General features: G+C 67.0%; 13 protein-coding genes. 9 read left to right on the forward strand and 4 right to left on the reverse strand.

Annotated elements, in window-relative coordinates; translation table 11 throughout:
• Positions 1-43 precede the first annotated feature (43 nt).
• Positions 44-841, reverse strand: a complete 798-nt coding sequence (locus ACFQ9R_RS08130) for an EI24 domain-containing protein (protein WP_378989616.1) — start codon at positions 839-841, stop codon at positions 44-46.
• Positions 842-968: 127 nt separating this feature from the next.
• Between ACFQ9R_RS08130 and ACFQ9R_RS08135 the strand changes: the two genes are divergently transcribed.
• On the forward strand, positions 969-2,186 hold the full coding sequence (locus ACFQ9R_RS08135) for a TerD family protein (RefSeq protein ID WP_378989617.1): 1,218 nt from the start codon (positions 969-971) through the stop codon (positions 2,184-2,186).
• Positions 2,187-2,237: 51 nt separating this feature from the next.
• On the opposite strand, the gene ACFQ9R_RS08140 is transcribed toward ACFQ9R_RS08135, so the two are convergent.
• A complete protein-coding gene (locus tag ACFQ9R_RS08140; protein WP_378989618.1) occupies positions 2,238-2,606 on the reverse strand; it encodes a VOC family protein in 369 nt (122 codons plus the stop codon).
• Between the two features lie 62 nt (positions 2,607-2,668).
• Here ACFQ9R_RS08140 and ACFQ9R_RS08145 point away from each other — a divergent pair, with 62 nt between their 5' ends.
• Both ACFQ9R_RS08145 and ACFQ9R_RS08150 read left to right on the forward strand, forming a co-directional pair.
• Complete coding sequence (locus ACFQ9R_RS08145) at positions 2,669-3,121, forward strand: MarR family winged helix-turn-helix transcriptional regulator (protein WP_378989619.1); 453 nt, start codon at positions 2,669-2,671, stop codon at positions 3,119-3,121.
• 31 nt (positions 3,122-3,152) lie between these two features.
• Positions 3,153-3,737: a QsdR family transcriptional regulator gene (locus tag ACFQ9R_RS08150; RefSeq protein WP_378989620.1), complete on the forward strand. Its 585-nt coding sequence runs from the start codon at positions 3,153-3,155 to the stop codon at positions 3,735-3,737.
• Here ACFQ9R_RS08150 and ACFQ9R_RS08155 read toward each other — a convergent pair.
• Positions 3,734-4,333 carry a TetR/AcrR family transcriptional regulator gene (locus ACFQ9R_RS08155; protein ID WP_378989621.1) on the reverse strand — a complete coding sequence of 200 codons (600 nt, stop codon included), beginning with the start codon at positions 4,331-4,333 and terminating at the stop codon, positions 3,734-3,736. The two genes, ACFQ9R_RS08150 and ACFQ9R_RS08155, sit on opposite strands and share 4 nt — an antisense overlap.
• A gap of 57 nt (positions 4,334-4,390) precedes the next feature.
• On the opposite strand from ACFQ9R_RS08155, the gene ACFQ9R_RS08160 reads away from it, so the two are divergent.
• The 5 genes from ACFQ9R_RS08160 to ACFQ9R_RS08180 all read left to right on the forward strand — a co-directional run bounded on the left by ACFQ9R_RS08160 (position 4,391) and on the right by ACFQ9R_RS08180 (position 11,260).
• Positions 4,391-5,554, forward strand: coding sequence for an acyl-CoA dehydrogenase family protein (locus ACFQ9R_RS08160; protein ID WP_378989622.1), 1,164 nt, complete (start codon positions 4,391-4,393; stop codon positions 5,552-5,554).
• Between the two features lie 9 nt (positions 5,555-5,563).
• Positions 5,564-6,691, forward strand: a complete 1,128-nt coding sequence (locus ACFQ9R_RS08165; protein WP_378989623.1) for an acyl-CoA dehydrogenase family protein — start codon at positions 5,564-5,566, stop codon at positions 6,689-6,691.
• Positions 6,691-7,815, forward strand: a complete 1,125-nt coding sequence (locus ACFQ9R_RS08170) for an alcohol dehydrogenase catalytic domain-containing protein (protein WP_378989624.1) — start codon at positions 6,691-6,693, stop codon at positions 7,813-7,815. Before ACFQ9R_RS08165 ends, ACFQ9R_RS08170 begins: the two co-directional genes overlap by 1 nt.
• A complete protein-coding gene (locus ACFQ9R_RS08175; RefSeq protein ID WP_378989625.1) occupies positions 7,812-9,254 on the forward strand; it encodes an NAD-dependent succinate-semialdehyde dehydrogenase in 1,443 nt (480 codons plus the stop codon). The genes ACFQ9R_RS08170 and ACFQ9R_RS08175 overlap by 4 nt, the downstream gene beginning before the upstream one ends.
• A 101-nt stretch (positions 9,255-9,355) precedes the next feature.
• Positions 9,356-11,260 (forward strand): alkyl/aryl-sulfatase, encoded by a 1,905-nt coding sequence (locus tag ACFQ9R_RS08180; RefSeq protein ID WP_378989626.1) that lies wholly within the window; start codon positions 9,356-9,358, stop codon positions 11,258-11,260.
• A gap of 137 nt (positions 11,261-11,397) precedes the next feature.
• Here the strand turns inward: ACFQ9R_RS08180 and ACFQ9R_RS08185 are convergent, their stop codons facing one another.
• Positions 11,398-11,853 (reverse strand): NUDIX hydrolase, encoded by a 456-nt coding sequence (locus tag ACFQ9R_RS08185; RefSeq protein ID WP_378989627.1) that lies wholly within the window; start codon positions 11,851-11,853, stop codon positions 11,398-11,400.
• Between the two features lie 439 nt (positions 11,854-12,292).
• Between ACFQ9R_RS08185 and ACFQ9R_RS08190 the strand changes: the two genes are divergently transcribed.
• Positions 12,293-13,327, forward strand: coding sequence for an alpha/beta hydrolase family protein (locus tag ACFQ9R_RS08190; protein WP_378989628.1), 1,035 nt, complete (start codon positions 12,293-12,295; stop codon positions 13,325-13,327).
• The last annotated feature ends 15 nt before the right edge of the window (positions 13,328-13,342 follow it).

The following is a 13,342-nucleotide window of genomic DNA, read 5'->3' on the forward strand; positions in this document are numbered from 1 at the left end:
CGGCGATCGGGGGCGCTCACGACATCGGCATGAGCGCCCTCGGTTATCGGGGCGGTGTCGTCATCGCTTCGCTGACCAGTGGTTTACCCTCCGGTCGGTTCTCCTCGCCGAGGCTGCGCACCAGCAGCGTCGCACCCGCGACGGCGCCGGGCATCAGCAGCACGGCCACGAACGGGATCAGGAAGACTAGGGCGAGCGGAACACCGAAGCCCCAGGCGAGCATGCGTCGTCCGCGCAAGACGGACAGTTGTTCGCGCAATTCGACGCCGCGACGCTGCCATGCCACCGCGGTGAGTTCTTGGGCGAGGAAGAAGGCGGTCACGCCGATCCCGATCACCGGAACGACGGTTTGGCCGAGGACGGGGATGAACCCGAGAACGAACAACAGCACAGCCCAGACCAGCACTCTGATCAGCAGGCGAACACTGTCGCGGGTCGATATCCACAGATCCCGCCCGAACCCGTTGCCCGATTCCGGCGCGGTGCCGTCCGCCGACTCCGACCTGTCGACCTGCTCGGGCAGTCGCTCGTAGAACGGCTGCCCGATCACCAAGGTGATCGCGGTGAACGCCACGACCGCGACCAGGGCACCGAACCCGAACAACACCACGCCCAGCAACCCACGAAACAGCCCGCGCCACGGCGAGTTCCAGTCGTCGGCGAACGGCGACATCCATGCGGTGAAATCCCCGACACCGAACGCCGCAGCGGTGAACACCGCGACGTAGAGGATCAACGTGACCAGGCCGGGCAACAGCCCGAAGCCGAACCAGCGACCGTGGCTCGCGACCCACCGCTGCCCGCTCCACAAGTAACCGAACCCTGTCCCCAGTTCATGCATGGCCGTAGCCTATCCGCGATCGATCGACCCCTCTGTGGTGTTGTGGGCGTTGAGCTTTCACGCCCTGGTACGAAATGATTTCTCGTACAGTGGAACCAAGCATTCCTCGGGGGTGAGAGGCGCAACGGTGTCGACGAGTCTGTCGAAAGGGCAGAACAGCCCGCTGACCGTCCACGATGTCGTGGTCGCGGTGCAGATCGATGCGGCCGCGGACCTGTCGGCGCTACTGGTCACCGACGCGGGCAAGGTTCGCTCGGACGCGGACTTCGTCTTCTACAACCAGCCGACAGGGCCCGGCGTTCGCCTGCAGCCGACCTCGTCGGGGCGACCGTCAGGGTTGACGGTTTCGCTGGATCAGGTCCCGGCCGATGTCGCCCAGATCCGGGTGGTGATCACCCTCGACGACGCGCGTGCCACGTTCGGACGGATTGCGGCCCCGTCGGTGTTCGTGACAGACGCATCCGGCATTCGGTTGCACGAGTACCGGATCGACGGGTTGACGACCGAGTCCATCGTGATCGCGGTCGAGTTCTACCGTCGCCAGGGCAGTTGGAAGGTTCGCGCGGTCGGACAGGGATACGCGGGCGGATTCGCCGCCTTGGTCACCGACCACGGCGTCGCGGTCGATGACCCTCCGCCGCCGGCCCGCCCCGCCACACCGGTCCCGAGCTATCCGCCGCCGCTTCCGGCGACTGCCGGTCACCCGCCACCGCCGCGCGCGACGCCACCGGTCGCCGCCGGTGAGGTCAGGCTGTCGAAGAATCGACCCGTCAGCCTGGCGAAAGGGCAGCGGGTCACGCTGCGCAAAGACGGTGGCGTCGCGTTGACCTTCATTCGGATGGGGTTGGGCTGGGATCCGATCCGGCGCGGCGGGCTGTTCGGGCGCCGTGCGATCGAGATCGACCTCGACGCCTGGGTGGCGATGTTCGCCGACCGAAATCTGGTCGACGTCGCCTATTACGGGCAGCTCGTGTCCAAAGACGGCTCGATCCGGCACCAGGGTGACAACCTCACCGGTGAGGGGGAGGGCGACGACGAGGTGATCCTGGTCGATCTGACCCGCGTCCCGGCTCACGTCACCACGTTGCTGTTCATCGTGACCTCGTACCAGGGACATACTTTCGAGAAGGTCGTCAACGCCTTCTGTCGCTTGGTGGACAACACGACCGACACCGAACTGGCCCGATACTCGCTGACCGGTGGGATGCGGTGCACCGCGATGGCCATGGCGAAGGTCTTTCGCGGCGACGGACACTGGCAGCTGCAAGCCCTCGGCGAGGGCTTCGATGCCAAGCATCCCGGTGAGGCGGTGCCCCTGCTCGGGCGATTCGTCACACGAGGATGACCTAGCTGCTGGGGTCGACAAGGGCCGCGGGAGCCGGTGATCGGCCGGCCGTCACGTGCGGTCGTGGAGAGTGACGTGATAGCCGTCGGGGTCGGCGAAGGTGAAGGTTCGGCCGAAGGGGCCGTCGATCGGTGCGGCGACGATGGTGTGACCGTCGGCGGCGAGAGCATCGTGAACGGCCTGGACATCTGTGGCGTGGAGCCAGATCGCGACACCGATGCCGGGCTGGGAAACGGCGGCGAGATCGGTGCCGGGAACGATGTCGCGCAGGGCGAACGCGATCGGTTTCGTCTCGAAGACGACGGCGTGCGGAGGACCGGTCGGTGAGCGGACGAGGCCGAGGTACTGCTCGTAGAACGCTTGGGAAGCGTCGAGGTCGCGTGTTTGCAGGGAGAGGAAGTCGGGGCCGGTGGCGGGCATGATGAACTCCTTCTAGTCGTGTCAGTATCCTGACACGAACCAATCTATGTCAGAATACTGACATGAGTCAAGACGGCGTAGATCTGGGGACGTCACTGGGCTACCTGCTGAAAGAGGCGTCGAGCGCGCTCCGCATCGCCATGGAGGAAGTGCTGCGCCCGCTCGGGATGAGCGTGACGCACTACTCCTGCCTCGAGCTGCTGGCTCAGCGACCGGGCTTGTCGAACTCCGAGCTCGCGCGGGGCGCGTTCGTCACCCGGCAGACGATGAACGTGCTGCTCCAGACCCTGGAACGAGACGGCTATGTGACCAGGCCCGCGGCGGCGCCCGTCGGGAAGGTTCTTCCCACGCGGCTCACACCTCGCGGACGACGGAGTCTCGAGCAGGCCACCGTGGCGGTCCGGTCCGTCGAGGTCAGAATGCTGGCCGGCATGACCGAGGCCGAGCAGTCGGGCGCGTTCCGGATCCTGCGGAGCATGATCGGTTCTCTGCGCGATGACAGCGACGGCGCATAGTCCGTTCCCCGGCGCGCTCTATGCTGTCGGCGTGGCACGCACCGAAGGAACCCGAGCTCCCGGCCGCCCGGCCGCGGCGAGCCGTGACGACGTGCTGGATGCTGCCGTGCAGGTCTTCCTGGCGGGCAATCGAGTCGACGCGAATGCCATTGCCGCCCAACTCGGTCTGGGTCGCACCAGTATCTACCGGTGGTTCGGTTCCCGGGACGGGCTGCTCGGGGCCGCTTTGGCGCGCCAGCTCGAGCGCATGGTCGCCTACGCCGAACGGCGCAGCACCGCCACCGGCGGGGAACGGCTCGTGGAGATCCTCGACCGCGCCATTCACTGGCTGGTCGAAGACGGTTCGCTGCGCACCTACTTCGATCAGGAATCCACGTCGGCACTGCGCGTGATCACCCGCAGCGACGGGGTGGTGCACCCGGCGGCGGTCTCGATCGTGGAAGGTCTGCTCGAACGCGCCGAGGAGCAGGGCTATCAGCCGCCGATCGATCGCGCCACTCTCGCGTATGCCTTGGTCCGGCTGTGGGAGGCGTTCCTGTACAACGACGCGGTGGCCGGATTCCAGGGTGACGTGGAGCGGCTGAGTCGCGTCCAGGCTGCCCTGCTTCGGGCTTAGTCGCCACTGTCGCGCAGGCGCGAGCAGTACCACGCGGCAAGGGTGTCCAGCGCCGCCTGTCGCGATATCGGTTGCCGCAGGCGGTGCCATTCGTGTGCCGCCGCCAGGGTCGCGCCGATGAGTCCGGCGGCGAGGAGGCGGGTGCGCTGCGACCGATTTACGTGCGGGTGCAGGTGAGTGGCCAGCGTGTCGACGAAATCCGCCAGTGCCCTGGCGATTCGGGACTCGACGGTGTGGTCGCCGACTGCCCCTGCACCGAAAACCAGCTCGGATGTGGAATGCGGGCCGGACTCGACGAGATCGAAGAGGACCGTCACGCAGTGCCGCACCTGGTCGACGTCTGAGGTCGCCGCGTCGTGGGCGTTGCGCAGCCTGTCCGTGACGTCGTCCAGATACTCCAGGATCACCGCGAGATAGAGCTCGCTCTTGGTGGAGAAGTGGCGGTAGAGAACGGGTTTGGTGACGTCGGCGACGGCGCTCACGGTGTCCATCGTGGTGCCGTGATAGCCGTGCGCGGTGAACGTCGTCCGCGCGGCGGTGATGAGCCGACCGCGCTGCACGCTGCTGGATCGAGACGTTGCGAAGGAAGTGCTCATGTGCCGGGTCCCTACCTCCATTTGATACACGCAGAACTCTATGTAACATACTGGACCATGCAACTGGCCTTCACCGAGGACGAGCTCGCCTTCCGCGACGAGCTGCGAGCCTTCTTCCGCCGTGAAATTCCCGCGGACATCCGCGGGCGGAACCGACACATGCACGAGCTGAGCAAAGACGACTTCGTCACCACTCAGCGCATCCTCAACGCCGCCGGGCTGGCAGTGCCCCACTGGCCCGTCGAGTGGGGTGGCCGGGACTGGTCGGCCGTGCAGCACCACATCTGGCATCACGAAATGCAGCTCGCCTCGGTGCCCGAGCCACTCACCTTCAACACGAACATGATCGGCCCGGTACTCGCCGAGTTCGGCTCGCCCGAGCTCAAGGCCCGATTCCTGCCCGCGACGGCGAATCTCGACATCTGGTGGTGCCAGGGCTTTTCCGAGCCCGACGCCGGCTCCGACCTGGCCTCGCTGCGCACCGTCGCGGTGCCCGACGGTGATCACTACGTGGTCAACGGGCAGAAGACCTGGACCACCGCCGCGCAGAGCGCGGACTGGATGTTCTGCCTGGTCCGCACCGATCCCACCGCGCCCAAGAAACAGGCTGGCATCTCGATGCTGCTGTTTGCCATGGACACCCCCGGCGTGACCGTGCGGCCGATCGAGCTGATCGACGGCGGCTTCGAGGTCAACGAGGTGTTCTTGGAGAACGTACGCGTCCCGGCCGATCAGCTGGTCGGCCAGGAGAACCACGGCTGGGCCTACGCCAAATTCCTGCTCGGCAACGAACGCACCGGCATTGCCGCGGTCGGGCAGACCGAGGTCCGCCTGGAGCTGGCGAAGGAATACGCCGCCCAGACCAGGCTCGGCACCGGCACGCTCCTCGACGACGCGACCTTCGCCGCCCGGATCGCCGATCTCGACAACGAGCTGCTGGCACTCGAGCTGGTGCAGCTGCGGGTCGCGGCGAGTTCGAGTGGCGGCGCTCCCAACCCCGTCTCGTCGATCCTCAAACTGCGCGGCACCGAACTGCAGCAGGCCGTCACCGAACTGCTCGTCGATATCGCGGGCCCCGCTGCCGTCGCCCGGGTGGGGGAGACCGACGACTGGGCGCGTCGCACCATCGCCGGATACCTGAACTACCGCAAGACTTCCATCTACGGAGGATCGAACGAAGTGCAGCGCACCATCATTGCCTCGACGATCCTCGGACTGTGAGTAACCGCCATGGATTTCACCTTCACCCCTGAGCAGACCCTGCTGCGCGACACGGTGCGCAGCGTGCTGACCCGCCATTACACTCCCGGACGCCGCGCGGAGGTGATCGCCGATGTTCCCGGCTGGGATCCGAAGGTGTGGGCGGACTTCGCCGAGGTCGGTCTGCTCGGGCTGACCGTGTCCGTCGAGGACGGCGGCGTCGGCGGCGGCCCGATCGAAACGATGCTCGCGCTGGAGGAAATCGGCCGCACCCTGGCGCCGGAACCGATCTTCGACTGCGCCCTGCTCCCCGCCCTCGTGATCGGCCGGGCGGGCACGGCAGACCAGCGTGCGTTTCTGCTGCCCGGAATCGTCGACGGCGAGCAGCTGTTCGCCTTCGCCCACGCCGAGCCCGGCGTCCGCTGGCCGGACACGCGTTCGGAAACCCTGGCCGTCGCCAACGGTGACCGGTGGACGCTGACCGGTCGCAAAAGTCCTGTGCCCTCGGGAGATCGGGCCGACCGGTTGATCGTCTCGGCCGTGGTACCCACCGGCGAGACCGCGTTGTTCCTGGTCGATGCCGAGGAGACGGCGGTCGTGCGCACCGCCTACCGCACCTACGACGGAGGTAGTGGCGCCGAGATCGAATTCCGTGGTGCGCCCGCCGAGTTGCTCGGCGCCGACCTCGACGCCGGTGCGATCATCGACGAAGCCGTGATCACGACGCAGGCCGCACTGGGCGCCGAAGCGGTCGGTGCGATGGCCGAGGCGTTGCGACTCACCACCGAGTATCTGAAGACCCGCAAGCAGTTCGGTGTCGCGCTGCGCACCTTCCAGGCTCTCACCCACCGGGCGGCGGACATGTACGTCGCGCTGGAACTGGCCCGCAGCATGAACCTGTACGCGGCGATGTCCTTGGCAGACGGCGTCATCGATCCGACGGTGGCTTCCCGTGCGAAACGGCGAATCGACCTCTCCGGCAAACACATCGGCCAGGAGGCCATACAGCTGCACGGCGGAATCGGCATGACCGCCGAATACCCGGTCGGGCACTACACCGCCCGGCTCACCACCATCGAACACACCCTGGGCGACACGAACGATCACCTGCGCTACCTGTCCGGTCCGCTGGGCGAGCACCGGAAAGCGAAGATCTGATGCGTATCCGTGGCGCGGTTCTCGACCACCCCGACCGGCCGCGGCCGTTCGCGTCGTCGCGCCCGATCGGGGTCTACGACCTCGAACTCGACGCGCCGGGCCCCACCGAGGTACTTGTCAGGATCGAAGCGGCCGGTGTGTGCCATTCCGATCTCAGTGTGGTCGACGGCAATCGGGCGCGGCCGCTGCCCATGCTGCTCGGCCACGAGGCGGCGGGCATCGTGGTGGCACTCGGCGACCAGGTCGACGATCTGACAGTGGGTGACCGGGTGGTGATGTCGTTCCTGCCGCGGTGCGAGCGCTGTGCGGCGTGTGCCCGCGGCGGTGAGCTGCCCTGCACCGAAGGAACCCGGTCGAACACGGCAGGCGAGCTCCTGCACCACCCCGGCAGACTGACCAGGGCCGGCAGGCCCGTGCGTCATCACCTCGGCGTCTCCGGGTTCGCCACGCACGCGGTGATCGACCAGGCCTCGGTCGTCGCGGTCGGCCGCGACGTGCCGCCCGAGGTCGCGGCACTGTTGGGGTGCGCCGTCCTGACCGGCGGCGGCGCCGTGCTCAATGTCGCCGACCCGGGACCGGAGGACGACCTGATGGTGGTGGGGCTGGGCGGCGTCGGCATGGCCGCGTTGCTCACCGCCTCCGCGATCGGGGTGCGGCGCATCGTGGCGGTCGACCGTCTGCCCGCCAAGCTCGCGGCCGCCCGCGACCTCGGTGCGACCGAAACCTGCACACCCGAACAGGTTGCGGCACAGGGGATCCGGGCGCGCTACGTGATCGAGTGCGCTGGTCACCCCGCCGCGTTCGAAACCGCCTTTCTGGCCACCGCTCCCGGTGGAACCACCGTCACCGTCGGTCTGCCCGCCCCGTCGGCCACTGTGACACTGTCACCCCTGATGTTCACCGCGGAAGCCCGCACCGTGGTCGGTAGCTACCTCGGCTCCGCGGTGCCGGCGCGCGATATCCCGCGCTACGAGCAGATGTGGCGGGCGGGCAGGCTGCCGGTCGAGAAACTGATCTCCGCCCGCATCGGCCTCGACGACCTCAACGAGGCGATGGATCAACTCGCCGACGGCGCGGCGGTGCGTCAGGTGATCGTCTTCGAACCCGACATGGAGCCACGATGACATCCACCCTTTCCGACCTCCCGGTCGCCCAGTTCATCGGCGGCGACTGGGTGCACAGCGCGGCGACGATGCCGGTGCGCAACCCCGCCACCGGCGAAGAGGTCGCCACCGTCGCCGATGGTGACGACCGGACTGCCTCGGCCGCGTTGGACGCCGCGGTCGCCGCCCAGGACGACTGGGCGGCGACCGATCCGCGCCACCGCAGCGACATCCTGCTGCGCGCGTTCCACCTGCTGCATGCCGACACCGAGCGCATCGCCCACACGATCAGCCTGGAAATGGGCAAACCGCTCGCCGAGGCACGCGGCGAAGTCGCCTACGGCGCCGAATTCCTGCGCTGGTTCGCCGAGGAAGCCACCCGTGGCAGCGGAGCGTACTTCCGCGCACCGAGTGGTGGCCGCCGCATCGCTGTCCGCACACAGCCGGTGGGCCCGGTTTTCGCGATCACACCGTGGAATTTCCCCCTGGCCATGGTCACCCGCAAGGTGGCCCCCGCCCTCGCCGCCGGCTGCACTGTTGTTCTCAAGCCCGCGCCCCAAACCCCGCTCACCGCAGTGGCATTCATGCAGATCCTGGCGAAGGCAGGCGTGCCACCAGGGGTCGTCAACTGTGTCACCACCTCGCGCGCGCCGCTGGTGTCGGCGCGGATTCTCACCGACCGGCGGCTGCGCAAGCTCACCTTCACCGGCTCCACCGCCGTCGGCCGCACCCTGCTGACCCAAGCCGCGCAAGGAGTCCTGCGGGTTTCGATGGAGCTCGGCGGCAACGCTGCCTTCGTCGTCCTGGAGTCCGCCGACCTGGACAAGGCCGTCGACGGCGCGGTGCTCGCCAAACTGCGCAATGCGGGCCAGACCTGTGTCGCCGCCGACCGCTTTCTGGTCCACGAATCGCGGGCAGCGGAGTTCACCGACCGGTTCCTCGCCGCCGTTTCCGCGCTGCCGGTGGGCGACGGCCTCGACCGAGCCACCCGCATCGGACCCGTGATCGACGACGCGGCGGTACAGCGGATCACCGCGCTCGTCGACGAAGCGGTCAGCCGGGGCGCACACCTGCACACCGTCGGAACCGACACCGCAGGATCCGGTTACTTCGTGCAACCGGCGGTCCTGACAGACGTCGACACCCGAACCCGGCTCTGGAATTCGGAGGTATTCGGCCCCGTCGCCGCGATCCGCACCTTCACAGACCCGGCCGAGGCCCTGCAACTGGCCAACGACACCGACTCTGGCCTGGCCGGGTACGTCTTCGGCGAAAACCTCAGCGACACCCTCGAATTCGCCGAGAGCCTGCAGACCGGCATGGTCGGTGTGAACACTGGCGCAATCTCCGACCCGGCCGCGCCCTTCGGTGGAATGAAGTCCTCCGGCCTGGGACGGGAGGGTGGCAGCACCGGGCTGGAGGAGTACCAGGAACTGCAGTACCTGGCCATCGACCGGTGACGTGCCGATCGGTGAGGTTCACCCAATTCGTGTGATGCGATCTCGGCGGTGCCGGACGATCGTCGATCCCGACGATTCCCGGACCCCGACAGGAGCGCTGCATGTGCGAGAAGCCGAAGCCCGCGAGCGCCGCGACAACGGATATCAACCACGCCGCGACGCAGCTCTACGACCTGGAGAACCGGGCCGACTTCGCCGATGCGCAGCGAGGGCTCATCGCTCCACTTCCGGGCACCGTCTACTCCGACGCCGATCCCCACCAGGTGGTCTTCGATCCCACCGAGTTCGACTACCTCCGTGGTGACCCGCCGGTCCCGGACTCGGTGAACCCCAGCCTGTGGCGGCAATCGCAGCTCATCAGCATGGGCGGGCTGTTCGAGGTGACCAAGGGTGTCTACCAGGTCAGAGACAACGACATCGCGAACCTGACGGTGATCGAGGGCGAGGACGGCATCATCGTCATCGACTGCATGGCCGGTGTCGAATCCGCGCGGCAGGGCATGGACCTCATTCGTGAACACGTCACCGACAAACCCGTCGCGGCGGTGATCTACACCCATACCCATGTCGACCACTACGGCGGTGTGAAGGGGGTGGTCTCGGCAGAGGATGTGGCGTCGGGCAAAGTGCCGATCATCGCCCCGGGTCTGCAGTTCGACAAGTTCGCGATCGGGGAGAACGTCGTCGCCGGTAATGCCATGGCGCGCAGAAGCTTCTACGCTTTCGGCGCGCTGCTGCCGCCCGGTGAACGTGGGTTCGTCACCTGCGGTATCGGCATCGCGTCGACGAACGGGCCGTCGATCTCCTACATCTCACCCACCGACCTCATCACCGAATCCGGGCAGCGGCGCGAGATCGCGGGCGTCGAGTTCGAATTCCTCTACACCCCCGACACCGAGGCGCCGGAGGAGATGCACATCTGGATTCCGCAGTTGAAGGCATTGACCTGCGCCGAGAATGCCAACCATGCCCTGCACAACATCCAGACGCTGCGCGGCGCCCGCACCCGCGACGCCCGAAACTTCGCCCGCTATCTCGACGAGACCTTGGAGCGGTGGGGCGACGACGTCGAGGTCCACTACGGCCCTCACACCTGGCCGGTCTGGGGCAACGAGAACGTCACCACCCTGCTGGAATCTCAGCGCGACACCTACAAGTTCATTCACGACCAGGCCCTGCGGTTGGCCAACAAGGGCTACACCCCGCTCGAGGCCGCCGAGGTGATCGAACTGCCCGACGAGCTGGGCCGGAACTGGGCCAACCGCGGCTACCACGGCACCCTGCACCACGACGTGCGCGCGGTGTACACCAAGGAACTCGGAATGTGGGACGGCGATCCGGTCTCGCTGCACCCCCACACGCCCGTGGACGCGGCAACTCGGTTCGTCGAATTCGCCGGCGCCGATAACATTCTCGCCGAGGGCGAGCGCGCGATCGCGACGGCCGACTACCGCTGGGCGGCCGAGATCCTGCACAAATTGGTGTTCGCCCAGCCCGACAACCAGCGAGCCAAAGACCTGCAAGCCGACGCCTACGAGCAGATGGGCTATCAGGCAGAGGGTCCGCAGTGGCGCGGGATCTTCCTCTCGGCCGCACTCGAACTGCGTGAGGGTACTCAGCCACCGCCGTATGTGGTCGCCAGCCAGGACACCATCTTGGCCATGCCCATCGACATCCTGTTCGACTTCGTCGCGGTGCACATCATCGGCGAACGTGCCGCCGAGGTGGACCTGCGCCTCGATCTGGACTTCACCGATGCCGGTGAGCAATGGACGATGTGGGTTCGCCGCGGCGTGCTCAACGCACGCCGAGGCAAGTCCGACAACCCACAGGTAGCAGTGTCCGGACCGAAGCCGTTCCTGGTCTCGACACTGTTGAAGCCGGAGACTGCGGTCCCCCTCGCCGACAGCGGCAAGATCACGATCACGGGCGATCCGGCGGTCCTCAGCACCTTCGGCACGCTCCTCGACGAGTTCGATCCGGCTTTCCCGATCGTCACCCCCTGATCCGCCGTGAGAGGTCCGCGAACTGGTACCGACCCTGAGCTGCTGGAGTCGGCTGCCGGTGGTGTCGATGAGTCGGCACCACCGGACCGGGGGCGACGAATTCCCGGACCTCGTTCAGTGACGCCGAGACCTGGATTTCATCCGAGGACGAGGTTGCGGTAGGTATCGAGGATGCCGCGGATCGACGATGTCACCGGCAGCTCACCATCGAGTGGTGCCCAGATGTAGCGGGCGTGCGCGGTGAGGTGGATCGGGTGTGTCGCGGCGACATCGACGGCGAAATGCAGACGGCGAACCGGGTGTGCGTCGGGGGACAGGTAGTCGAAATCCCCGACGTGGTGGCGGATGCCGGTGACCATCAGCCCAGTTTCCTCGAGCACGCCGCGGGCGACCGCCGCTGCGAGGGATTCTCCCGGCATCACCGTCGCACCGGGCAGCTTCAAGGGTGCCTTGATCGGACCGGTGTCGTGGCGCTCGAGAAGTAGTATCTGCCCGCCACGATCGATGATCGCGCCGACTCTCGGTGCGGTGCCGTCGATCGCGGCCCGGCGGGACAGATCTTCGAACTCCGACTCAGATACCGTAGGACTCACCGACTCTTCACTCCTACACCCACTCGATACCAACGGCCGGGTTCGACGAACACAGCCGACTATTACGGTACTTGCCGGACGCCGCAGATGGAGGCGAACCGGAGGGTAGCTTGAGTTGGCCACTGCTGCAGCGAAACTGGACAATTGACCGCTGTCCGGTCGATGCTGGAAACAGTCGAGCGGGCGAGGGACTTTCGGGGAGCCACATGGGGGCCTGTGTCCAATAAGGTGGGCACCGATACCGGATCCAGGGGTGGGGGTTGTATTGACAGGCAAAGGTTCCCGAGGTCTCGCGACCATTGCAGTGGCACTGTGCACAGCGGCCGCCACTGCCGTCGTGCCATCCTGCGCCATACCACCGGTGGCGCCGGGCGCACCTGTCGTGGTGTCACTGCCGGCGCCGACCGGGCCGAACACAGTCGGCGTCACCGAACTCCACGTGAGCGACTCTCGCCGCGCCGATCCCTGGACCGGTGCCACGCGCGAACTCCTCGTACAGATCTGGTACCCGGCGCAGCCCGCCGGTGACGCGGTCGCGGCGGCGTGGATGGCGCCCGGCGGCCGCTCAGCACAGGAGGCCTACCTCGCCGGCCTCGGGGTGCCCGAAGCTCGATGGTCCCTGGGGCCGAGCCACAGCTACCCGAACCGACCGGCTCGCGAAGCTGGTGGGCCGTTCCCGGTCCTGCTGAACTCTCCCGGCATGGGTGACGCCACCGGCTGGAGCACCGCGCAAGCCGAGGATCTCGCCAGCCACGGCTACGTCGTTGCCGCGATCAACCACACTCATGAGGCCTTCGCCGTCCACTTCCCTGATGGCCGGGTCGAGCACACGGTCGTTCCTCTCGATTCGCCCCAGGAAGTCCTGCGAGATCTTCTGGTCCCCACTCGGGTGGCCGACACTCGTTTCGTCCTCGACGAACTCGCCGCTGCGACGACCGACCGGCAGTCGGCAGCAAGGTTGCCCGTCGGGCTGACCGAGCGACTCGACCTGTCCAATGTCGGAATGTTCGGGCATTCGCTCGGCGGATCGACCACAGTGCAGTCGCTGCACGACGAACCCAGGATTCGCGCCGGTGTCAACTTCGACGGGCCGATTCTGGGCTCGGTCGCTACAGACGGGACAGCCCAGCCAGTGCTGATGCTCGCCAGCGGCGCCTCGCCGTGGTACGGAAACGCAGGCTGGGAACCGAACTGGCCCAACAACTCCGGGGTGAAGATTCCCCAGCGCGTCGCGGACACCGAGCACATGTCCTTCAGCGATCAGCAAACGATCCTGCCCCAACTCACCGCCGCAGGACTACTGCCCGCCACCACAACAGCGAAGGCGGTCGGTGGGATCGACCCACAACGATCCATCGACCTGCAGCGCACCTCGCTACGCACATTCTTCGACGCAGTGTTCGGCCGCAGCGCTGGCGGCGTCGTCGAGGCGATCGACAACTTGGATCAACCCGAAGTCGCTGGACCTCGATAGCTACACGTGCCGTGA

It is taken from the genome of Nocardia sp. NPDC056541 (genome assembly GCF_042794235.1).
Classification (GTDB): Bacteria; Actinomycetota; Actinomycetes; order Mycobacteriales; family Mycobacteriaceae; genus Nocardia.

Coding starts and splice junctions, on each gene's coding strand:
- ACFQ9R_RS08130 (WP_378989616.1), bottom strand. CDS start 841: ATGCATGAACTGGGGACAGGGTTCGGTTACTTGTGGAGCGGGCAGCGG.
- ACFQ9R_RS08175 (WP_378989625.1), top strand. CDS start 7,812: ATGACATCCACCCTTTCCGACCTCCCGGTCGCCCAGTTCATCGGCGGC.
- ACFQ9R_RS08145 (WP_378989619.1), top strand. CDS start 2,669: ATGAGTCAAGACGGCGTAGATCTGGGGACGTCACTGGGCTACCTGCTG.
- ACFQ9R_RS08170 (WP_378989624.1), top strand. CDS start 6,691: ATGCGTATCCGTGGCGCGGTTCTCGACCACCCCGACCGGCCGCGGCCG.
- ACFQ9R_RS08140 (WP_378989618.1), bottom strand. CDS start 2,606: ATGCCCGCCACCGGCCCCGACTTCCTCTCCCTGCAAACACGCGACCTC.
- ACFQ9R_RS08165 (WP_378989623.1), top strand. CDS start 5,564: ATGGATTTCACCTTCACCCCTGAGCAGACCCTGCTGCGCGACACGGTG.
- ACFQ9R_RS08160 (WP_378989622.1), top strand. CDS start 4,391: ATGCAACTGGCCTTCACCGAGGACGAGCTCGCCTTCCGCGACGAGCTG.
- ACFQ9R_RS08155 (WP_378989621.1), bottom strand. CDS start 4,333: ATGAGCACTTCCTTCGCAACGTCTCGATCCAGCAGCGTGCAGCGCGGT.
- ACFQ9R_RS08180 (WP_378989626.1), top strand. CDS start 9,356: ATGTGCGAGAAGCCGAAGCCCGCGAGCGCCGCGACAACGGATATCAAC.